At 67.3% G+C, this 20,455-nt stretch carries 20 protein-coding genes and 4 tRNA genes; 12 read left to right on the forward strand and 12 right to left on the reverse strand.

Translation table 11 applies throughout. The annotated features are described in order from the left end of the window. Positions 1–32: 32 nt before the first annotated feature. From U5A56_RS02950 to earP, 3 genes are all read right to left on the reverse strand, one after another. Entirely contained in the window at positions 33–1,418 is a 1,386-nt protein-coding gene (locus tag U5A56_RS02950) for a sigma-54 dependent transcriptional regulator (RefSeq protein ID WP_321920881.1), read from the reverse strand. A 270-nt stretch (positions 1,419–1,688) separates the two neighbouring features. After that, positions 1,689–2,246 carry an elongation factor P gene (gene efp / locus U5A56_RS02955; protein WP_044844759.1) on the reverse strand — a complete coding sequence of 186 codons (558 nt, stop codon included), beginning with the start codon at positions 2,244–2,246 and terminating at the stop codon, positions 1,689–1,691. A 138-nt stretch (positions 2,247–2,384) separates the two neighbouring features. Next, complete coding sequence (gene earP, locus U5A56_RS02960; RefSeq protein ID WP_321920882.1) at positions 2,385–3,581, reverse strand: elongation factor P maturation arginine rhamnosyltransferase EarP; 1,197 nt, start codon at positions 3,579–3,581, stop codon at positions 2,385–2,387. 76 nt (positions 3,582–3,657) lie between these two features. Here earP and uvrC point away from each other — a divergent pair, with 76 nt between their 5' ends. The 6 genes from uvrC to U5A56_RS02990 all read left to right on the forward strand — a co-directional run bounded on the left by uvrC (position 3,658) and on the right by U5A56_RS02990 (position 7,044). Further along, positions 3,658–5,700 (forward strand): excinuclease ABC subunit UvrC, encoded by a 2,043-nt coding sequence (gene uvrC / locus U5A56_RS02965; RefSeq protein WP_321810482.1) that lies wholly within the window; start codon positions 3,658–3,660, stop codon positions 5,698–5,700. Positions 5,701–5,799: 99 nt separating this feature from the next. Further along, positions 5,800–6,387, forward strand: coding sequence for a CDP-diacylglycerol--glycerol-3-phosphate 3-phosphatidyltransferase (gene pgsA, locus U5A56_RS02970; RefSeq protein ID WP_006757520.1), 588 nt, complete (start codon positions 5,800–5,802; stop codon positions 6,385–6,387). 150 nt (positions 6,388–6,537) lie between these two features. Continuing rightward, positions 6,538–6,613: transfer RNA gene (locus tag U5A56_RS02975), tRNA-Gly, on the forward strand. 53 nt (positions 6,614–6,666) lie between these two features. Beyond that, a tRNA-Gly gene (locus U5A56_RS02980) sits at positions 6,667–6,742 on the forward strand. Positions 6,743–6,793: 51 nt separating this feature from the next. Beyond that, positions 6,794–6,869, forward strand: a tRNA-Gly gene (locus tag U5A56_RS02985). Positions 6,870–6,970: 101 nt separating this feature from the next. Then, positions 6,971–7,044, forward strand: a tRNA-Cys gene (locus tag U5A56_RS02990). Positions 7,045–7,117: 73 nt separating this feature from the next. Here U5A56_RS02990 and U5A56_RS02995 read toward each other — a convergent pair. From U5A56_RS02995 to U5A56_RS03005, 3 genes are all read right to left on the reverse strand, one after another. Continuing rightward, on the reverse strand, positions 7,118–7,606 hold the full coding sequence (locus U5A56_RS02995) for a hypothetical protein (RefSeq protein WP_321920883.1): 489 nt from the start codon (positions 7,604–7,606) through the stop codon (positions 7,118–7,120). Between the two features lie 288 nt (positions 7,607–7,894). Further along, on the reverse strand, positions 7,895–8,443 hold the full coding sequence (locus U5A56_RS03000; protein ID WP_257767772.1) for a GNAT family N-acetyltransferase: 549 nt from the start codon (positions 8,441–8,443) through the stop codon (positions 7,895–7,897). Next, entirely contained in the window at positions 8,440–9,099 is a 660-nt protein-coding gene (locus tag U5A56_RS03005) for a helix-turn-helix domain-containing protein (protein ID WP_321798465.1), read from the reverse strand. Before U5A56_RS03005 ends, U5A56_RS03000 begins: the two co-directional genes overlap by 4 nt. 140 nt (positions 9,100–9,239) lie before the next feature. On the opposite strand from U5A56_RS03005, the gene U5A56_RS03010 reads away from it, so the two are divergent. Both U5A56_RS03010 and map read left to right on the forward strand, forming a co-directional pair. Beyond that, positions 9,240–9,479, forward strand: coding sequence for a ParD-like family protein (locus U5A56_RS03010; RefSeq protein ID WP_044844754.1), 240 nt, complete (start codon positions 9,240–9,242; stop codon positions 9,477–9,479). After that, positions 9,479–10,285, forward strand: coding sequence for a type I methionyl aminopeptidase (gene map, locus U5A56_RS03015; protein ID WP_044844753.1), 807 nt, complete (start codon positions 9,479–9,481; stop codon positions 10,283–10,285). The genes U5A56_RS03010 and map overlap by 1 nt, the downstream gene beginning before the upstream one ends. A 127-nt stretch (positions 10,286–10,412) precedes the next feature. Here the strand turns inward: map and U5A56_RS03020 are convergent, their stop codons facing one another. Both U5A56_RS03020 and U5A56_RS03025 read right to left on the reverse strand, forming a co-directional pair. After that, positions 10,413–10,925 (reverse strand): GAF domain-containing protein, encoded by a 513-nt coding sequence (locus U5A56_RS03020; protein WP_124487423.1) that lies wholly within the window; start codon positions 10,923–10,925, stop codon positions 10,413–10,415. Positions 10,926–11,089: 164 nt separating this feature from the next. After that, positions 11,090–12,007, reverse strand: a complete 918-nt coding sequence (locus U5A56_RS03025) for a LysR family transcriptional regulator (RefSeq protein WP_321920884.1) — start codon at positions 12,005–12,007, stop codon at positions 11,090–11,092. Positions 12,008–12,117: 110 nt separating this feature from the next. Here U5A56_RS03025 and U5A56_RS03030 point away from each other — a divergent pair, with 110 nt between their 5' ends. Then, the gene (locus U5A56_RS03030) at positions 12,118–12,984 is read left to right on the forward strand and encodes a pirin family protein (RefSeq protein ID WP_321821521.1); all 867 of its coding nucleotides are present in this window, start codon (positions 12,118–12,120) and stop codon (positions 12,982–12,984) included. Positions 12,985–13,112: 128 nt separating this feature from the next. After that, positions 13,113–13,604, forward strand: coding sequence for a GNAT family N-acetyltransferase (locus U5A56_RS03035; protein WP_321920885.1), 492 nt, complete (start codon positions 13,113–13,115; stop codon positions 13,602–13,604). A 14-nt stretch (positions 13,605–13,618) separates the two neighbouring features. On the opposite strand, the gene U5A56_RS03040 is transcribed toward U5A56_RS03035, so the two are convergent. The 3 genes from U5A56_RS03040 to U5A56_RS03050 are packed head-to-tail and all read right to left on the reverse strand — an operon-like array spanning position 13,619 to position 15,614. Continuing rightward, positions 13,619–14,491, reverse strand: a complete 873-nt coding sequence (locus U5A56_RS03040) for a cytochrome c oxidase assembly protein (protein ID WP_321821519.1) — start codon at positions 14,489–14,491, stop codon at positions 13,619–13,621. Positions 14,492–14,501: 10 nt separating this feature from the next. Beyond that, positions 14,502–14,942, reverse strand: coding sequence for a copper chaperone PCu(A)C (locus U5A56_RS03045; RefSeq protein WP_321920886.1), 441 nt, complete (start codon positions 14,940–14,942; stop codon positions 14,502–14,504). A gap of 24 nt (positions 14,943–14,966) precedes the next feature. Then, entirely contained in the window at positions 14,967–15,614 is a 648-nt protein-coding gene (locus U5A56_RS03050) for an SCO family protein (protein WP_321920887.1), read from the reverse strand. Positions 15,615–15,897: 283 nt separating this feature from the next. Here U5A56_RS03050 and otsB point away from each other — a divergent pair, with 283 nt between their 5' ends. Beyond that, entirely contained in the window at positions 15,898–16,650 is a 753-nt protein-coding gene (otsB, locus tag U5A56_RS03055; protein ID WP_321920888.1) for a trehalose-phosphatase, read from the forward strand. Further along, positions 16,647–18,023, forward strand: a complete 1,377-nt coding sequence (gene otsA / locus U5A56_RS03060; protein WP_321798481.1) for an alpha,alpha-trehalose-phosphate synthase (UDP-forming) — start codon at positions 16,647–16,649, stop codon at positions 18,021–18,023. The genes otsB and otsA overlap by 4 nt, the downstream gene beginning before the upstream one ends. 111 nt (positions 18,024–18,134) lie before the next feature. Here the strand turns inward: otsA and U5A56_RS03065 are convergent, their stop codons facing one another. Then, complete coding sequence (locus U5A56_RS03065) at positions 18,135–19,964, reverse strand: ABC transporter ATP-binding protein (RefSeq protein WP_044844743.1); 1,830 nt, start codon at positions 19,962–19,964, stop codon at positions 18,135–18,137. Positions 19,965–20,455 lie beyond the last annotated feature (491 nt).

Consider the following 20,455-nt stretch of genomic DNA (forward strand, 5'->3'; position numbering starts at 1 on the left):
TCCGGCCGGCGCCCCGAACAACGGCGGCGCGGTCAGTTGACCTTCATCCGCTGCAACTTGTTGTACAGCGTCTTGGGGCTGATGCCGAGCAGCGTCGCCGCGCGATGGCGCGTGCCGCCGACCGCGTCGAGCGTCGCGCGGATCAGCAGATCCTCGACGTCGGACAGCGGGGTGCCGACCTTGATCTGCACGCTGCTGCCGTTCAGCGCGGCGCCGGCCGCGAAGCTTGCTTCGCCCGCGCGCAGCGTTTCGATGAAATCGCCGGATGCGTCATAGGCGAAGCGCACGCGCTCCTGGAGTTCGCGCACGTTGCCGGGCCATTCGTAGGACACGCATTCGCGCACGAAGCCCGACGCCGCGCGCTTGTCAGTCGTGCTGCGGCCGGTGCCGCGCGCTTCGCGGTTGAGGTCGTCGATCAGCGCGTCCGCGATGGCGAGGACATCGCCGTCGCGTTCGCGCAGCGGCGGCATCGTGATCGACGCCGCATCGAGACGCAGCCACAGATCCTCGCGCAGCATGCCGTTCGCGACCGCCTCGCGGGCCGGGCGGCGCGTGGTCGCGATCAGCCGGAAGTCGCTCGCGATCGAGCTCGTGCCGCCGATCCGCATGAAGTTCTGCGAGTCGAGCGCATGCAGCAGCGCTTCCTGCAGCACGAGCGGCAGGGCGGTGATCTCGTCGAGGAACAGCGTGCCGCCGCCGGCCTGTTCGAACAGGCCCGACTCGCGCCGCTCGGCACCATCGAACGCGCCGCGTTCATGGCCGAACAGCACGCTGTCGAGCGACGCGCCGTGGCGTCCGGCCTGGGCGATCGTGCGGCAGTCGAACGACACGAACGGCCCCTTGCGGCGCCGGCTCAGGTCGTGCAGCGTGCGCGCGGCCAGCTTCTTGCCGGTGCCGGCTTCGCCGGTGAACAGCACGGCCGTTTCGGTGCCCGCGTTGTGCTCGATCATGTCGTACACGTGCTGCATCGCCTCGCTGCGGCCGACCAGCGCGCCGAAGCGGCCGAGGTGGCGCAGCGACGCGCGCAGCGTCCGCACTTCGTCGATCAGTTCGTAGGGGCGCGGAATCCGGGCCAGCAGGCTGCGCAGGCGCGGAATGTTGATCGGCTTCAGCAGGTAGTCCCAGATGCCGTGACGCAGGCCTTCGATCGCGCTCTCGACCGTCGCGTTGCCCGTCAGCACGATCACCGGCAGCGAGCCGTTCGGTTGCTGCTGCGGCAGGTGCTGGAGCAGGTCGAATCCGCTGCCGTCCGGCAGGTTCAGGTCGACCAGGACGACATCGGGAATCGAGCGGCCGAGCGCCGTGCGTGCCTCGGCGAGCGACGTGGCCGTGTCGACCGAGAAGCCGTCTGCGGCGAGCAGCGCGGTCAGGCCGGACAGACTGTTGGGATCGTCTTCGACAATCAGGGCGTGTGGCATGGTGGACGCGAGTCGAGTCAAGAGAGGCGGGCTGTCGGCCATCGAGCCGGCCGCAGCCGCATGTCAGATTAAAAACTGATTTTATGCCCCGCTGAACGCCTGACGTGCATTATTTCTTTCACGCTATAAAACAGTTACCGATGATACAAATTGAATACCTTTAATGCTGGATTTCGTGCTGTCCCTGGTGCCGACGCCCGTTGCTGTTGACGCCAGACAAACAAAAAGCGCCCCGAAGGGCGCTTTGTTCGATCCGGCAATCGCAGGCGATTACGCGCGGCTGCGATATTCGTTCGTACGCGTATCGATTTCGATCTTGTCGCCGGTATTGCAGAACAGCGGCACTTGCAGTTCGAAGCCCGTTGCGAGCTTGGCGTTCTTCAGCACCTTGCCCGACGACGTGTCGCCCTTGACGGCCGGTTCCGTGTAGGTGATCTCGCGAACCAGGATCGTCGGCAGTTCGACCGAGATCGCCTTCTCGTTGTAGAACACGACTTCGCACGCCATGCCGTCTTCGAGGTAGTTCAGCGCTTCGCCCATCATTTCCGCTTCGACTTCGTACTGGTTGTAGTCGGCGTCCATGAACACGTACATCGGATCGGCGAAGTACGAGTACGTCACTTCCTTGCGGTCGAGCACGACGACGTCGAACTTGTCGTCAGCCTTGTAGACCGATTCCTGGCCTGCGTTCGTCAGCAGGTTCTTCATCTTCATCTTGACGACGGCGGAGTTGCGGCCCGACTTGTTGTATTCCGCCTTTGCGATGACCCATGCTTCGCTGCCGATCTGCACGACGTTGCCTACGCGGAGTTCCTGTGCGGTCTTCATAAAAACTGTCCTGATCCAATCAAATAAATAGGTGCCTGAGCGTTGCGCAACGGCTGACGGCGCAAGCGGCGGTGCGTTCCGGTAGGTGCCAAGAGCCCCAAACGCGAGCGCTTGCGTGGTCAGCCGTCGGATAACCGCTTATTTTAACTGAGATTTTACGTATTCCGCCAGCTTTCCGGCGAGATCGCCGACGCTCGCCAGCGCGTCGGCCCAGCACGCCGCGTTCGCGTCCAGTGCGGCACGGTGTTGCAGCAAATCGGCCCAGTCGGGCGTGCCGGCGCCGTTCCATGCATGCCAGAAGCGCGCGAGCGCCGCGCGCGGCGCATCGGCGAGGCCGGCCGACAGATGCGCGAGCGCGGCGTCGAGCTTCGGCAGGTGCGCATCGTCGGCCTGCGGGTAGATGTGCCACACGAACGGCTTGCGCGCCCATTGCGCGCGGACGAACGAGTCCTCGCCGCGCACGAAGTTGACGTCGGCCACCCACAGCAGCGGGTCGTAGTCGGCCTGCGGGACGAACGCGAGCCCGTACGCGGTCAGATTGCCGCGGCTTGCACGCGCGCCGGCGCCGAACGATTCGACCCCGAAGAAGCGGGCGACGGCCGGCGACACGCGGCCGGCGGGTACGAGCGCGACGACGGGCGACGGGCCGTCGCGCCACTGCGCGAGCAGCGCGTCGACGCCCGGATTCTCATACGCGAACAGGCTGACGACGGTCGTGCCCGGCGCCGGTGGCGCGTCGCCCGTCGCATGCCGCCACCAGGCGGTGCGCGCCGCCGCGTCGGCTTCGAAGGCCGTGCGGCGCGCGTCGAGGTCGCGTTCCTTCAGCACGCCGCCCGTGCCGGCCGACAGTCCCGGGAAGAAGAACGTCTTCAGCAGCGGATAGCGCGGATGCGGCGACGGCCGCAAATGGAAATCGGCGACCCAGTCCTCGGCGCTCAGGTATTCGAGGTTGATCCACACCGGGCGGCGCGCGCGGCGCGCCATCGCGGCGAGATAGGCGCCGGGCAGCTCGCACGCGAAGGCCTCGATCACGACGTCGGCGATCTCCAGTGCGTCGCCGACTTCCGCATGCCAGTGTTCGATCACGATGCCGTCGAGCGTCTGCCGCCCCGCATCGGGATCGACCCCCGGCAGCAGCCGCGCGAACGTGCGCAGGTCGTCGATGAACAGGCGCACCTGCCAGCCGTGCTCGTGCGCGAGCTGGCGGGCGAGGCGCCAGCACACGCCGATGTCGCCGAAGTTGTCGATCACGGTGCAGAAGAGGTCGCACGCGATCGGTTCGTCGGGTGCGAGCGGCGCAGGAGAGGCAGGGGAGGCGGGGGCGGTGCGGGGCATCGAAGCGGACCGGTGAATGCTCTAAACTGGCGATTCTAATGGACCCGTTCCGCGCCACAAGGCACCCGAATCGCGCATGACATCCCCAGAAGCCGCCGACACCCCGTTCGAACCGAAGAAGATCCTCGTGCAACTGCCGCACATGCCGGGCGTCTACCGCTACTACGATGCGGCGGGCGCCGTGCTTTACGTCGGCAAGGCGCGCGACCTGAAGAAGCGCGTCTCGAGCTATTTCACGAAGACGCAGCTGTCGCCGCGCATCGCGATGATGGTCACGCGCATCGCGCGCATCGAGACGACCGTCACGCGCTCGGAGGCGGAGGCGCTGCTGCTCGAGAACAACCTGATCAAGGCGCTCGCGCCGCGCTACAACATCCTGTTTCGCGACGACAAGTCGTATCCGTACCTGAAGCTCACCGCGCACCGCTTTCCGCGCATGGCGTACTACCGCGGCTCGGTCGACAAGCAGAACCAGTATTTCGGGCCGTTCCCGAGCGCGTGGGCCGTGCGCGAGAGCATCCAGATCCTGCAGCGCGTGTTCCAGCTGCGCACCTGCGAGGATTCGGTCTTCAACAATCGTACGCGGCCGTGCCTGCTGCATCAGATCGGGCGCTGCACGGCGCCGTGCGTCGGCGCGATTTCCGAGGACGACTACGCGATCGACGTGTCGAACGCCGCGCGCTTCCTGCTCGGCCGGCAATCGGAAGTGATGAAGGAACTCGAGCAGAAGATGCACGCGTTTGCGGCCGAGCTGAAGTTCGAGCAGGCGGCCGCCGTGCGCAACCAGATGAGCTCGCTCGCGACGGTGCTGCACCAGCAGGCGATCGAGGTCGGCAGCGACAGCGACGTCGACATCCTCGCGGTGGTCGCGCAGGGCGGACGCGTGTGCGTGAACCTGGCGATGGTGCGCGGCGGCCGGCATCTCGGCGACAAGGCCTATTTCCCGGCGCACGTCGAAAGTGCGCTGACGCTGGCCGAAGGCGGGCTCGGCGACGAGGCCGAGGGCGAGGCCGACGCAGCGGAGGCTGCCGGCGACACCGCTGCGGCGTTGCCTGACCGGCCCGCGGAAGACGCTGCCGCCGCGCGTGACGCGGGCGCGTCGGTGGAGGCCGAGGTGCTCGATGCGTTCATCGCGCAGCACTATCTCGGCAATCGCGTGCCGCCCGTGCTGGTCGTGAGCCACGCGCCCGCGAGCCGCGACCTGCTCGAGCTGCTGTCCGAGCAGGCCGGTCACAAGGTCTCGCTGGTGCGGCAGCCGCAGGGGCAGCGGCGCGCGTGGCTGTCGATGGCCGAGCAGAACGCGCAGATCGCGCTCGCGCGGCTGCTGTCCGAGCAGGGTTCGCAGCAGGCGCGCACGCGCGCGCTCGCGGAAACGCTCGGCTTCGAAAGCGACGATCTCGCGACGCTGCGGATCGAATGTTTCGACATCAGCCATACGATGGGCGAGGCGACGCAGGCGTCGTGCGTCGTCTATCACCATCACAAGATGCAGTCGGGCGAGTACCGTCGCTACAACATCACCGGCATCACGCCGGGCGACGATTACGCGGCCATGCGGCAGGTGCTGACGCGCCGCTACGAGAAGATGGTCGAGCAGGCCGCGCAGGCGGCGGCCGCCGACGATGCGGCCGGCATCGACGGCGAATCGACGCGCCAGGCCGAGGCATCGAGCCTGCTGCCGAACATCGTGCTGATCGACGGCGGCAAGGGGCAGGTCGAGATCGCGCGCCAGGTGTTCACCGAGCTCGGGCTCGATACGTCGATGCTGGTCGGCGTCGCGAAGGGCGAGGGGCGCAAGGTCGGCCTCGAGACGCTCGTGTTCGCGGACGGCCGCACGCCGCTCGAACTCGGCAAGGAGAGCGCCGCGCTGATGCTCGTCGCGCAGATCCGCGACGAGGCGCACCGTTTCGCGATCACCGGGATGCGCGCGAAACGGGCGAAGGCGCGCCAGACCTCGCGGCTCGAGGAGCTCGAAGGGGTCGGTGCGAAACGCCGGCAGCGGCTGCTTGCGCGGTTCGGCGGGCTGCGCGGTGTCGTCGCGGCGAGCGTCGAGGAGCTGGCGAGCGTCGACGGCATCTCGCACGCGCTCGCCGAGCAGATCTACAAGCAGCTTCACTGATCCGGCCGTGCGACCGGCCGCGCCCGAGCGCGATCTCGCGTTCTTGTGGCAGGCCGGTCGACACGGCACAATTGCGAATCCTTTACTGACCCGCATGCCATGCCGTTCAATTTCCCGATTTTCCTGACGTGGGTACGGATCGTGCTGATCCCGCTCGTCGTCGGCGTGTTCTATCTGCCGGACACGGTGATGGGCGGCGCGCACCGCAACCTCGCGGCGGCGGCGATCTTCATCCTCGCCGCGCTGACCGACTGGTTCGACGGCTTTCTCGCCCGCAAGTGGAACCAGACGTCGTCGTTCGGCGCGTTCCTCGATCCGGTCGCGGACAAGCTGATGGTGACGGCCGCGCTGCTGATCCTCGTGCAGATTTCGCGGGTCGACGCGGCGATCGCGCTCGTGATCGTCGGCCGCGAGATCGCGATTTCGGCGCTGCGCGAATGGATGGCACAGATCGGTGCGTCGAAGAGCGTCGCGGTGAACCAGCTCGGCAAGTTCAAGACCGCGTGCCAGATGGTCGCGATTCCGATGCTGCTGTACTACGGCCCGCTGCCGCTCGGCATCGCGACGATCGACACGCGCGTGTGGGGCGAGTGGCTGATGTACCTCGCCGCGGTGCTGACGATCTGGTCGATGCTGTACTACATGAAGCTCGCATGGCCGCAGATTCGCGAGCGCGGCGGCGCGTGACCGGCCCGTGCACGGTCGGTTCGCAGTTTTTTGGAAAAAGGGCTGGAAAAGCCCTTGACACACGAATGTGCCTTCGACATAATCTCGCTTCTCCGCTGCACGACGAAGTAAGTGTGTGACGGGGAAGCAGTAGAAGTAGCGCAGCAATACGCGGGAGTAGCTCAGTTGGTAGAGCGCAACCTTGCCAAGGTTGAGGTCGCGAGTTCGAGACTCGTCTCCCGCTCCAGATTTTTTCTGGCAGCGTGTTGTACGGCAAAGCGCTGCAGATGCAGGACACATGCGGGAGTAGCTCAGTTGGTAGAGCGCAACCTTGCCAAGGTTGAGGTCGCGAGTTCGAGACTCGTCTCCCGCTCCAGATTTTTCTGGCAGCGTGTTGTAAGGCAAAGCGCTGCAGGTGCAGGACAATGCGGGAGTAGCTCAGTTGGTAGAGCGCAACCTTGCCAAGGTTGAGGTCGCGAGTTCGAGACTCGTCTCCCGCTCCAAGTCATGGGGAAGCCACGCTTCCCTTTTTATTTGATGGACTGATGGTCCTCGAATAAAAAATCTGTCGCTTGCCTCAACGGCATCCGGACAGTCCGCTTTTGGCGCGATAGCAAAGCGGTTATGCAGCGGCCTGCAAAGCCGTTTAGGCCGGTTCGACTCCGGCTCGCGCCTCCAGCAAGAAAAGAAAAGCCCCGCTTCGGCGGGGCTTTTCTTTTTTTCGCGCTCGATCCGCACTTCATCCGCGCGGCTACTCCGCCGGATACGTCAGCGTCACCAGCTCGCACTTCGACGTGCTCTTGCCGTCGTAGTCGTAAATCGCGAGCAGATGCTGGCCCTTGCTGTTCAGGATCGGCAGCGTGATCGTCCGGCGATTCGGGCTGTTGCCGCCGGCCGGTTCGTCCGAAACCTGTTTGCGAATTTCCGATTCGAGATCCGACGGGGTGTTGATGCCGTTTTCCGGACCGCGGCTGCGCACCCGGCTGTAGAAATGGAAACCGTTGTCGGTCCAGCCGCGCGGCAGCATGTTACGCCACTGGTTGTTGGTGACTTCCTTCCACAGCAGATCGGTGTTGCCGCTCAGCGCAAACGGCGTCGGACATGCGCCGGCCGCGAACGCTTCTCCGCAGAACAGCGGGAGGGCGGCAAGCGACCACGCAACACATCGGGCCGCGCGTCGCGCGAGGCCGGCATCGCGTCGCGAGCCAGGATGGTGCGGCAGGGCATGGGGCGTTTTCATACGGCATTCTCCGGGTGATGGATCGGTATGCGACCGTGCTGCGGCCGCTGGGGAATACCGTATCGCTACCGTTCTCGCGCGAGAATGCGGCGAACGTCACACGCGCGGTCACGGGGCAAAGGTGCGGGCCCGGGGCCCGGGATGCGTCTGGAAAGCCTGAAGGCGGGGCGACAACGCGGCAACGCGGCTCGATCGCGCGTTGTCGCGGGAGAGAAGTGATGGTGGCGCTGCGGCGCCGTCTACGCCGCCCGCGTCATCACGAGCGTGCCGACCATTCTGCGATGCCGATCAGCCATCGACCGGCCGAGCCGGCGTGTCGAGCCTCAGCTGATAGAACGCCGCATCGAGCCAGCGGCCGAACTTGAAGCCGGCTTCGGTGATCGTGCCCGAGTGCACGAAGCCGAGGCGCGTGTGCAGCGCGACGCTGCCGCCGTTGGTCGCATCGATGCAGCCGACCAGCACATGCACTTCGGCTTCACGCGCACGCCGGATCAACTCGCGCAGCAGCAGTTCGCCGAGCCCGCGGCCGCGATGGTCGCGGTGGACGTACACGCTGTGTTCGACCGTGTACTTGAACGCGGGGAACGCGCGGAACGTGCCCCAGCTCGCGAAGCCGACCAGCATGCCCGATTCATCCACCGCGCCGACGACAGGAAAACCACCGGCGCGCTTCGTCGCGAACCACGTGACCATCGCTTCCGGCGGGCGCGGCCGGTAGTCGTACAGCGCGGTCGAATTCACGATCGCGTCGTTCAGGATGTCGAGGATGGCCGCGGCATGCTCGGCCTCGCTGCAATCGATCAGGCGCACGTCTTCGCGCGGTTTCGGGGAATTCATGCGGGCTCCTGCGCCTGTCGGCCTTGAACGGATGAAACACTCCGCGCGCCGGCGGCGGCGGGGACATCGCAGATCGCGACGACATAGCGCGCGACGTGCGACGACGGATTGCTGAAAATCAGCGGCTGATCGACGCGCATGGCCAGACAGTCGCCTTCGTGAAGTTCGTGAAGCTGGTCGCCGCACGTGACGTCGACGCGCCCGTGGACGACCCATATTTGTTGATGCAGCGCGCTTTCGCGCCCGCCGGAGTCGTACGCGACGCGCGCGCCGGGCGGGAAATCGACCTCGACGAGCTGGATCGGCGACGGCCAGCCGGGCGGCGACAGATTGCGCCGCACGTAACCGGACGCCGGATCGCGCCATTCCGCCTGCTGCGCGCGCCGCACCAGCGGTTGCGCGGGCGCGTCGTCGCGATCGCCGCCGAACAGCCCGGCCAGCGACACGCCGAGACCGGCCGCGAGCTTGTCGAGCACGACGGCCGTCGGGCTCGCCGACGCACGCTCGATGAGCGAGATCATCGAACGGCTGACGCCGGAACGCGCGGCGAGCGCATCGAGCGTGTAGCCTCGTAGCGTACGCAGCTCGCGCACGCGCCGGGCGATGCGTTCGTTGATGCCGGTGTCGTCGCCAGGGGCGTCGGTTGATTCTTTCATGATGGATTTATTTTCCAGCAAGTTGGAATTCGATGTCAACGGGATCCCGGATCGGCGATTCGCCGGCAGCCGGGCGCTTGCCCGGCGACCGAGGTGAGCGTAATATACGAAACGACTATATTTCGTTTAATTAGAGACATATGGGAATCATCAAGATATCCGAGCACATGCACGAACGGCTGCGCTCGACCAGTACCGCGCTGAGCCGTTCGATCAACGCGCAGGCGGAGCACTGGCTGCGCGTCGGGATGCTGGCGGAACTCAATCCGTCGCTGTCCTACGGCGATATCTGCCGGCTGCTGATCGAGACCGAAGCGCGCGGCGGCGATGCCGGCGGCACGGAATCGGTCGTCGCCCACGGCATCGAGCAGGTGGCGTAATGGCGAGGCGCGAAATCCCGATCCGCGGTGCCGCGGAAATCGCCAAGTCGCGCGAGGCCGCGAAGCTCGCGTCCCAGGTGCTGACGATGATCACCGAACACGTGAAACCGGGCGTCACCACCGACGAGCTCGACGTGCGCTGCCGCGAATATATCGTCGACGTGCTCGGCGCGATCCCGGCGAATATCGGCTATCACGGCTATCCGAAAACCCTGTGCACGTCGGTCAATCACGTGGTCTGTCACGGCATTCCGTCGTCGCGGCCGATGCGCGACGGCGACATCGTGAATCTCGACATCGCGGTGATCAAGGACGGCTGGTTCGGCGACACGAGCCGCATGTACTTCGTCGGCGAGCCGGGCGAACTCGCGCGGCGCCTCGTCGCGACGACCTATGAGGCGATGCATGCGGGCATCCGCGCGGTGCGTCCCGGCGCGACGCTCGGCGACGTCGGCTATGCGATCCAGCAGGTCGCGCATCGTGAGGGATTCAGCGTGGTCCGCGAGTACTGCGGGCACGGGATCGGCGACGTGTACCACGACGAGCCGCAGGTGTTGCATTATGGCCGCCCGGGCACCGGCGTGCCGCTGCGGCCGGGGATGATCTTCACGATCGAGCCGATGCTGAATGCGGGCAAGCGCGATACGCGCGTGCTGGCGGACGGCTGGACGGTCGTCACGAAGGATCATTCGCTGTCCGCGCAGTGGGAGCACATGGTCGTCGTGACGGAGCAGGGCTTCGAGATCCTGTCGGACGACGTGAAGCCGCCGGCGTTCGCGGCGCTTTCCGGCACGCACGCGGCCTGACACGCGGCGCGCCGCGCGCAGCGACGCAACGAAAACGGGCCCCGCGTGAATGAGCGGGGCCCGTTTTCGTTGGCGGCCAAGCGGCGCGATCAGCAGGCTGCGGCCTCCGCAGCCGCCGCCGGCAGCGTCACGCGGCTCGACCGCGCGCCTTCTGCCACGCGTGTTCGACGAACACGCGGCACAGCGCTTCCATCCCGTTGCGGTCCTCGTCGTCGAAACGCGCGGCGACGGGGCTGTCGACGTCCCACACACCGATCAGCGTGCCGTCGGCAGCGACCAGCGGCACGACGATTTCCGATTCCGACGCGGCATCGCAGGCGATATGGCCGGGGAATGCATGCACGTCGCGCACGACCTGCGTCTCGCGGGTCTGCGCAGCCGTGCCGCACACGCCCTTGCCGAGCGCGATCCGCACGCACGCGGGCTTGCCCTGGAACGGCCCGACCACGAGTTCCGAACCGTCGAAGAAATAGAAGCCGGCCCAGTTCAGGCGGTCGAGCGAGTGATAGACGAGCGCGGAGAAGTTCGCGGCGTTCGCGGTCAGGTCGCGTTCCGATTCGACGAGCGCGCGTGCCTGCTCGACGAGCGTCGCATAGAGTTCGGCCTTGGAGGCGTGAGGGTCGGTGGACAGCGTGAACATGGCTGAAAGGCGAAAAGAGGTTGTGAACAGCGGGGTTGTGAAAACGGCGTGAAAAGCGCGATGCGCGTCCCGCAGTCTACGGCACGCGCGGCCGGTCTGCAGCGTCCGGTTCGCGACGCACACGCCGAACGCCGAGCGCGGGGCGACCGCCGTTGCGATGCCGCTCAATCGGGCTCGAGTTCGGCGAACCGCTCTGCCAGGAAATCGAGCAGCGCGCGCACCGCGGGCAGCAGCCCGCGCCGCGACGCGAACACCGCATGCACGATCTCGCGGCGCGGCGCCCAGTCCGGCAGCACGGTCGCCAGTTCGCCGCGCGCAACTTCGTCGCGCACCATCATCGTCGGCAACTGCACGACGCCGACTCCCGCGACGGCGGCCGCGCGCAGCGCGAGCATGCCGCCCGTGACGAGCCGCGGCTGATGGTGGATTTCCGCCTGCGCGCCGTCGGGGCCGCGCAGCCGCCACACGTGCGTGGCCTGCGGCACGCCGTGATCGAGGCTCGGCAGGCGGGGCAGGTCGGCGGGGACGGCCGGCACGCCGCGCTCGCGCAGCAACGCGGGGCTCGCGACGAGGCACTGGCCGCGCTCGGCCAGCACGCGCAGCGCGAGATCGCTGTCCTCGAGCGGCGGCGGGCGCACGCGGATCGCGACGTCGATCCCTTCGCCGACCACGTCGACGCGCCGGTTGGTCGCTTCCAGGTGAATCTCGACGCGCGGGCACGCGACCATGAACGCGGCGATCATCGTGCCGACCAGCGAATCGAGCAGCACGACCGGGCAGCTGACCCGCACGATGCCGCGCGGCTCCTCGTGCAGCAGCGCGATCGCCTCGTCGGCGGCGTCCGCCTCGACGAGCATCGCGCGACAATGCGCGTAGTAGGTCTGGCCGACATCGGTGACGGTGAAACGGCGCGTCGAGCGCTGGATCAGCCGCATCCCGAGCCGTGCCTCGAGCAGCGCGATGCGGCGGCTCAGCTTCGACTTCGGCATGTTCAGCGCGCGGCCGGCCGGCGCGAAGCCGCCGTGCTCGACCACCTGCACGAAGTAATAGAGATCGTTCAGATCCCGTTCGTTATCGTTCATGAAATAGAACGCTGAGTGCGATTTTGGCAGTCTACCGGATCGATCGTTCCACCTCTATATTCGTACTCAGGTTGCGAAACACGTGTTTCGCCGCAATTCGGAGAAGGCAAATGAAGAAGATCCAGGGTGTGTACAGTGCGCCGCGCGGTCATTGGGTCGGCGACGGTTTCCCGGTGCGTTCGATGTTCAGCTACCAGTCTCACGGGACGCACCTGAGCCCGTTCCTGCTGCTCGACTACGCGGGTCCCGCGAACTTCGAGCCGGCTTCGGCACCGCGCGGGGTGGGCCAGCACCCGCACCGCGGGTTCGAAACGGTGACGATCGTCTATGACGGCGAAGTCGCGCACCGCGACTCGACCGGTGCGGGCGGCGTGATCGGCCCGGGCGACGTGCAGTGGATGACGGCCGCGAGCGGGATCCTGCACGAGGAATTCCACTCGGAAGCGTTCACGAAGCGGGGCGGCCCGCTCGAGATGGTGCAGCTGTGGGTGAACCTGCCCGCCGCCGACAAGATGGGTGCGCCCGGCTATCAGACGATTCTGGACGCGGACATCCCGGTGGTCGAACTGCCGGACGGCGCAGGCCGCGCGCGGATCATCGCGGGTGAATTCGACGGGCGGCGCGGCCCGGCCCGCACGCACACGCCGATCGACGTGTGGGACGTGCGGCTCGCCGCCGGCGGCCGTGCGCGGTTCCCGATCGCCGAAGGGCGCACACTCGCGGTGGTCGTGCTGAGCGGTACGCTGCTGGTGAACGGCGAGACGGTCGCCCGTGAAGCGCAGTTCGTGCAGTTGAGCCGCGACGGCCGCGACGTCGAGATCGAAGCGAACGGCGACGCCAAGCTGCTGATCCTGAGCGGCGAGCCGATCGATGAACCGGTCGTCGGTTACGGGCCGTTCGTGATGAACTCGCAAGAGGAAATCCGGACCGCGATCGACGATTTCAACAACGGCCGCTTCGGCCAGATGCCGGCATGACGGACAGGCCCCGCGCGATGCGGGGCCTTTTTTTCACGCGCGGAAGGGCGGCACGCGTGCCGGGTGCGCTTCGAGGCATAATCGACGGTTGCCGCGCGCCGGCCGGCGCGCCCGAATCAGGACCGACCATGAATGCTTCCGCACCCGCCGCATCCCTGCATGCCGACGATCTCGACTGGCACTGGAAATTCTTCGACGCGCTGACGGCGCGCGAAGTCTATTCGATCCTCGACGCACGCAGCGCCGTGTTCGTCGTCGAGCAGAACTGCGTCTATCGCGACATCGACGGTGCGGACGAGGCTGCGTGGCACCTGGCCGCATACGATCCCGCGGGCCGTCTCGCCGGTTACCTGCGCGTGCTGCTGCCGGATGCGCAGCACCCTGACGTGCGCATCGGCCGCGTGCTGACGACCGCCGCGTTCCGCGGCGCCGGCCTCGGTAACGCGTTGCTCTCTCGCGCGCTCGGGCACATCCGCGCGCAGTGGCCGGATGCGCAGGTGAGCCTGCATGCGCAGGCGCACCTGCAGCGCTTCTATGGGGCATTCGGCTTCACGCCGAGTTCGGACGTGCACGACGAGGACGGCATCCCGCACGTGTGGATGACCAGCGCGCGCGGCTGACGCGCGGCGCGCCGTCAGTGGGCGGCGCGCGTCACCGGCGGGCGTGCTGCGTGCAGGGCGGCAGCCCGCTCTTCGATCAAGCGGCCGCGCGCGGACAACCGCAACCAGTGCCGCAGCGCGATCAGCGCGCCGATCACGCTCATCATCGAACCCGGAATCCACAGCAGCAGGCCGCCGATCTGCTGGTCGCGCAGCGGGCTGAGCCACGTGAACGCGCGTCCGCAGATCGAGTAGATCGGATACAGCTCGTGCGGCGTGAAGAAGATCAGCGCGCCGAGCGCGATCTGCGGCGGAATCGCCGCGACGACGATCAGGATCCGGCGGCCCGGCGACAGCCGCGCGGGCGGCGCGGGACGCGGATCGACGACGAGCCACCAGAACAGCAGCCCGTCGATCACCATGCTCCAGTTCATCACGCGATACAGGCGCCAGTCGAGCATCGCGACGAAATGGATCGGCGACAGCAGCCAGAAATAGATCAGCCCGACGAACAGCACGACCGCGACGACCGGATGGAACACCACGTCGAGCGTCGCGCGCACGGGTGCCCACGCGAGCGCGGGGCGCACGAAGCGCTGCCGCCAGCGAAACGGAATGCCCGCGCGGATCGCGGCGCCCGGGTAGGCCAGTGCGATGAAGAACGGCCCGAGGTGATGCAGCACCAGGTGCTGCGCGCGGTGCAGGAAGAATTCGTGCTCGAAGAAGTAGTCGAGCCGCGTATGCAGCGCGATGTAGAGCGCCGTCAGCCCGAGCCAGAACGAGAACTGCCGCAGCGGCGACACCTTCGCCTTCTTCACGCCGCGCGCGAACAGCACGGCGGCCGCCAGCACCGCGATGACCACGGTCGGCGACGGTTCCCACGGATCGAGCCAGTACAGGACGTTCATCGCGCGCGCATCACTTCGCCTGGGCCGGCGATTTCACGGCGAACGGCGTGTCGACCGTTTCGCCGTCGGAGAACTTCAGGCGCAGGCGCACGGTGTCGCCGGGCTTGATCGCGTGCTTCGGTTCCTCGAGCATGAAGTGATAGCCGCCCGGTGCGATGTCGACCTTGCCGCGCGCGGGGATCGTCAGCTTGTCGACCATTTCCATCTTCTGCGTCGAGCCGTTCGACACGGTCTGGTGCAGCATCGCCATCCCGTAGTCGGGGCTGTCGACGTCGACGAGATCGACCGGCTTGTCGCCCGTGTTGACGAGCGTCACGTAGCCGCCCGCGGGCAGCCGGTTCGGCAGCCAGCGCACCCATGCATTCTGCGCGGTGATCGCGCCCGCGGCACAGGCTTGCGCAGCGGTGCACAGCGCGGCGAGGAGGGCGAGCGTCTTGAGGGTCGTCTTCATGTCGGAGATGTCGGAGTTCGGAATTCAGGAGGAGGTGGAGGCAGTGTCGATGATCCGGCGTACATCGGCGGCGATCGCGTCGGGCGAATCGCGGTCGGTCGCGAGCAGGCGCGCGCGGCCGGTCGCGTCGAAGATGTACACGGCCGAGCTGTGCGTGACTTCGTAGCCGCCGGACGGGTCGCGTTTTTCCATCTGGTACGCGACCCGATAGCGTTTCGCGAGCGATTCGATCTGGCCGTCGGTGCCGGTCAGGCCGCGTGCGTGTGCGGCATCGAACGCGGCGACGTACGACTGCATCGCCTGCGGCGTGTCGCGCGCGGGATCGACCGAGACGAACAGGATGCGCACGCCGTTCGCCTGCGGGCCGAGCTTCGCGAGCACTTCCATCAGCCGCGCCATCGTTTCGGGGCAGACGTCGGGACAGTGCGTGTAGCCGAAGTAGACGAGCGCGATGCGGCCGCGAAACGCGTTCGCGTCGACCGGGCGGCCGTCGCCGCCGGTGAGCGTGAACGACAGGTCGGGCAGGTGGCCCGTGACGTTGGTCAGGCGCCAGCCCGGCTCGTCGTGCGTGCAGGCCGCGAGCGCGACGGCGGCGGTCAGCGCCGCGGCAGCGCGGACGAGGCGGGTCAGGCTGAGGAAGCGCCAGTGCGGCGCGGGACGGGCAGACGACATCCTGGGGCTCGATCGGACGGAACGGTCGTCGGCCGGCGCGGCGCCATGCGTCGCGCGGCCGGCGGTTGCCGACTGTAGCGCAATTCCCGCGCCCGCGTCCTTTCGAAACCCGTACGGCACGGGCGAGCGGGGCAATATGTCGCAGTTGACGCGGGCGGCGGCGCGAGGCAAGCCCCGCACCGGTTTCGCCCATCTCGGTACGCAGGCGCGGTAAGATGCGCACAATTCCATTCTCGCAGCGGCGGCCCCCGCGTTGGCAGGCCGCTCTCAGACCATCGAATCGATGCAATCCGTTCCGGCTTCCCTGTCCCTGACCGATACCGCGTTCTTTTTCGACTTCGACGGCACGCTCGTCGAGCTGGCGCCGACGCCCGACAGCATTCACGTGCCGCCGTCGCTGCTGACGCTGCTCGATGAACTGCGGCGCCGTTCGCACGGTGCAGTCGCCATCGTGTCGGGGCGCGGCATCGACAACCTCGACACGTTCCTGAACATGCCGGACCTGCCGATCGCCGGCCTGCACGGCGCCGAGCGGCGCGACGCGAACGGCGACACGCAGCGCATCGGCTTCAACGACGAACGGCTGCTGCGCATCGAGCGCGAGCTCGCGGCCGTCGTCGACCGTCATCCGGGCATGCTGCTCGAAATCAAGGGGGCGGCCGTCGCGCTGCACTACCGCAACGCGCCCGAGCGCGAGCCCGCCGCGCGCGCGGCGGCCGAGCGCCTCGTCGCCGAATACGCGGATGCGTACGTGCTGCAGCCCGGCAAGATGGTGTTCGAGATCAAGCCGAAGGGCGTCGACAAGGGGCGCGCGCTGGCCGCGTTCCTCGACGAGCCGCCGTTCGCGGGCCGCGTGCCGCTGTTCGCGGGCGACGACCTGACCGACGAGAAGGGCTTCGCGGTGGTCAACGCGCGCGGCGGCCTGTCGATCAAGGTCGGCGCGGGCGAGACGTCGGCCCGCACGCGGCTCGACTCGGTCGACGCGCTGCACGCGCAGATCGCCCGCTGGCTCGGCGCGGAGCAGCAGGGCGCATGAGTCGACTCATTATCGTTTCGAACCGCGTCGCCCCGATTTCGGAAGGCGAGCCGGCGGCGGGCGGTCTCGCGATCGGCGTCTACGATGCGCTGAAGGAGACGGGCGGCATGTGGTTCGGCTGGAGCGGCGAGGTGGTCGCGTCCGGTGCGCCGCAGATCCGCATCGAGGAGCGCGGCCCCGTGACGTTCGCGACCGTCGGGCTGTCGCGCCGCGATTACGACCAGTACTACCGCGGGTTCTCGAACGCGACGCTGTGGCCCGCGTTCCATTACCGCGCGGACCTGATCCAGTACGACCGCCACGAGTTCGACGGCTACGGCCGCGTGAACGTCTGGCTCGCGCAGCAGCTCGTGCCGCTGCTGCAGGACGACGACGTGATCTGGGTGCACGACTATCACCTGATCCCGTTCGCGCGTGCGCTGCGTGCGGCCGGCGTGAAGAACCGCATCGGCTTTTTCCTGCACATTCCGTTTCCGGCCGCGCAGGTGCTCGTCAACGTGCCGCCGCATCGCGAGCTCGTCGAGTCGCTGTGCGCGTTCGATCTGCTCGGCTTCCAGACCGAGCCGGACCTGCGCGCGTTCTGCGACTACATCGAGTTCGAGGCCGGCGGCGAAGTGGCGCGCGAAGGGCACACGGTGCGCGTGAGCGCGTTCGGCAACACGCTGCGCGCGGCCGCCTATCCGATCGGCGTGTATCCGGACGAGATCGCGTCGCTCGCGCAGGCGGGCGAGCACGGCAAGGCCGCGCGCATGGCCACGTCGCTGCGCGGGCGCCAACTGATCATGAGCGTCGACCGGCTCGATTATTCGAAGGGGCTCGTCGAGCGGTTCCGCGCGTTCGAGAAGCTGCTGGAGCACCAGACCTCGATCCGCAACCGCGTGTCGTTCCTGCAGATCGCGCCGTCGACGCGCGCCGACCTGCGCGCGTACCAGGACATCCGCCTGCAGCTCGAAGCGGAGTCGGGGCGCATCAACGGCCGCTATGCGGAGCTCGACTGGGCGCCGATCCTCTACATCCACCGCCAGTACGATCGGCAGGTGCTGGCCGCACTGTATCGCCTCGCACGCGTGGGCTTCGTGACGCCGCTGCGCGACGGGATGAACCTGGTCGCGAAGGAGTACGTGTCCGCGCAGAATCCGGACGATCCGGGCGTGCTGGTGTTGTCGCGCTTCGCGGGCGCCGCGCGCGAGCTGACGGGCGCGTTGATCGTCAATCCGATCGACATCGACGGGATGGCCGATGCGCTGTCGCAGGCGCTGACGATGCCGCTCGCGGAGCGGCGCGCGCGTTATGCGGACATGATCGCGCAGCTGCGCGAGAACAACGTGTCGGTGTGGCGCGACAACTTCCTGCGCGACCTGCAGCGCGTGTGATCCGCGTGCAGCGCGGCGACGGTCGCGCGATGCCGTGAAAAAAAGCCGCCGTGCTTCGCGCACGGCGGCTTTTTTTATCGGCTGCCAGGACGGGATGCTGCCTGGGCGGCGTCAGGCCACGCGTTCGCCGGTCGGCGCGGTGCCGTCGGGGGCGTGATGGCGGCCGTGCTGCTTCGCGAGCAGGTCGCGGTACAGGCCCGGACGATTGCGCAGCACGTCGGGGCTGCCGTCGTCGATCACCTTGCCGTTGCTCATCACGATGATCCGGTCGAAGTTGCGCAGCGTCGACAGCCGGTGCGCGATCGCGATCACCGTGCGGCCGACCATCAGGCGGTCGAGCGCGCTCTGGATCGCTTCCTCGGATGCGCTGTCGAGTGCGGAGGTCGCTTCGTCGAGCAGCAGGATCGGCGCGTCCTTCAGGATCGCGCGCGCGATCGCGATGCGCTGGCGCTGGCCGCCCGACAGTTTCACGCCGCGGTCGCCGACGATCGTGTCATAGCCTTCCGGCATCGCCTCGATGAACTCCGAGCAGCGGGCGTCGCGCGCGGCGGCGAGCACTTCCTCGCGGGTCGCCTCGGGGCGGCCGTACGCGATGTTGTCGTAGATGGTCCGGTGCAGCAGCGAGATGTCCTGCGGCACGAGCGCGATCGCATGGCGCAGGCTGTCCTGCGTGATCGCCTTCACGTCCTGGCCGTCGACCATCACGGCGCCGTCCTGCGTGTCGTAGAAGCGCTGCAGCAGCGCGAGCACGGTCGACTTGCCGGCGCCCGACTTGCCGATCAGGCCGACGCGCTGGCCCGGTTCGATATGGAGATCGAAGTGGTCGAGGATCGCGCGGCGATGCGGATACGCGAACGTCACGCGTTCGAAATCGACGCGGCCGCCCTTGGCCGACAGCGGCTGCGCGTCGGAGCGGTCCGGCATCCCGTGCGGCTCGAGCAGCGTCTTCACGGCTTCGGACAGGCGTGCCACGTGCTGCGTGACGTCGACGAGCGCGACGGCGAGGTCGCGGGTGCCGTGCAGGATCGTGAAGCCGAGCGAGCTGACGAGCACGATGTCGCCGGAGGTCGCGCGGCCCTGGTCCCACAGCCACAACGCCCAGCCGAGCAGGCCGGCGGACAGCATCGCGGTGATCACCGCGTGCAGCAGGCGCAGCTTCTCGAGGTAGAACAGGCTTTGCTGGCGCGCGTCCATCTCGGCCTTCACCGTCGCGCCGAAGCGCTTCTGTTCGCGCAGCGTCATCCCGAATGCGCGCACGAGGCCCATGTTGCCGATCACGTCGACGAGCTCGCCGTCGACCGCGGCGGCTTTCGACGCGAACGCGTGATGGCGCGCGGAGCCGCGCCCGGCGAGCTTGAACAGCACGACGGAGAGCACGGCCGAACAGCCGAGCAGGCCGGCGGCCATCAGCGGGTTCACGACGATGATCATCAGGATCGCGCCCATCACCGCGATGCACGGCGGCAGCACGTTCCAGGCCATCGTGTTCTCCGACGTATAGACGGCGTTCGACGTGGCGGTGATGCGGCTCGCGAGCGTGCCCGGCTGCTTTTCCGAGTAGTAGGTCGGCGAATGGCCGATCAGGTACTGGAACAGGTCGCGCCGCAGGTCGCCGGTGACCGCGACGAACGTGTGCGCGGCGGCCCAGCCGCCGACGCGCCACAGCAGGTTGTCGGCCGCGATCAGGCCGACGAGCAGCGCGAACGCGCTCCACAGCGGGCCCGGATGATGGCGCCCGGTCGCGAGCACGTCGATCAGGTGCTTGATCGCGTATTGCGAGCCGAGCGCGCAGCCGACGGCGGCCAGCACGCTGCAGAGCACGACCAGGTGCGCGACCGGATGCAGGCGGATGTAGCGGAACAGGAACGCGATCGGCCGATGCGCGTAGCTCGACAGCTTCGCGTTGTGGGCGTTGCGCTGGGCAGGGGTGAGAGATTCCAAAATATGCGTGCGGTGATTCGGTGGTTGAGCGGATCGTCAGGATCGCAGCCCACGGCCGCCCGGACTGAATAATCCGGCATTGTAAACAAGGCCGTGCATTGCGCAGCGCGAATCTTGCCTTGGTCAGGGGCGCGCGATCAATTTTGAGATAAAATCCGGCATCCGTCCTGCCGCGTGCACCGGAATCACGATGCCGGCCGTGGCGGATGACTCGGAACGCCAAAAAGAGCCTTCCACTCTAGAACGGACACCCAAGTCCGCGGGTTGCAAAGTGTTGCGCCTTTGTAACAAAGCAAAGAGTTTGAAATGTTGTGCGCCGTATCGGGATTAACCCTAGATAATCGGCTCCGGGTTCGATTCCAGGTTTTTACGAACCCCTGTCAACGGGTCTTCGTTTCAAACGTTCTATGCCTGTCGCGTCGCCGACGCTCCTTGAGCAGCGCGGGTTCGACGCCCCCGGCAGGCTGATTCGTCCGATTTTTCGGATGAAA

The sequence above is a fragment of the Burkholderia sp. BCC1998 genome (assembly GCF_905339875.1).
Taxonomy (GTDB): domain Bacteria; phylum Pseudomonadota; class Gammaproteobacteria; order Burkholderiales; family Burkholderiaceae; genus Burkholderia.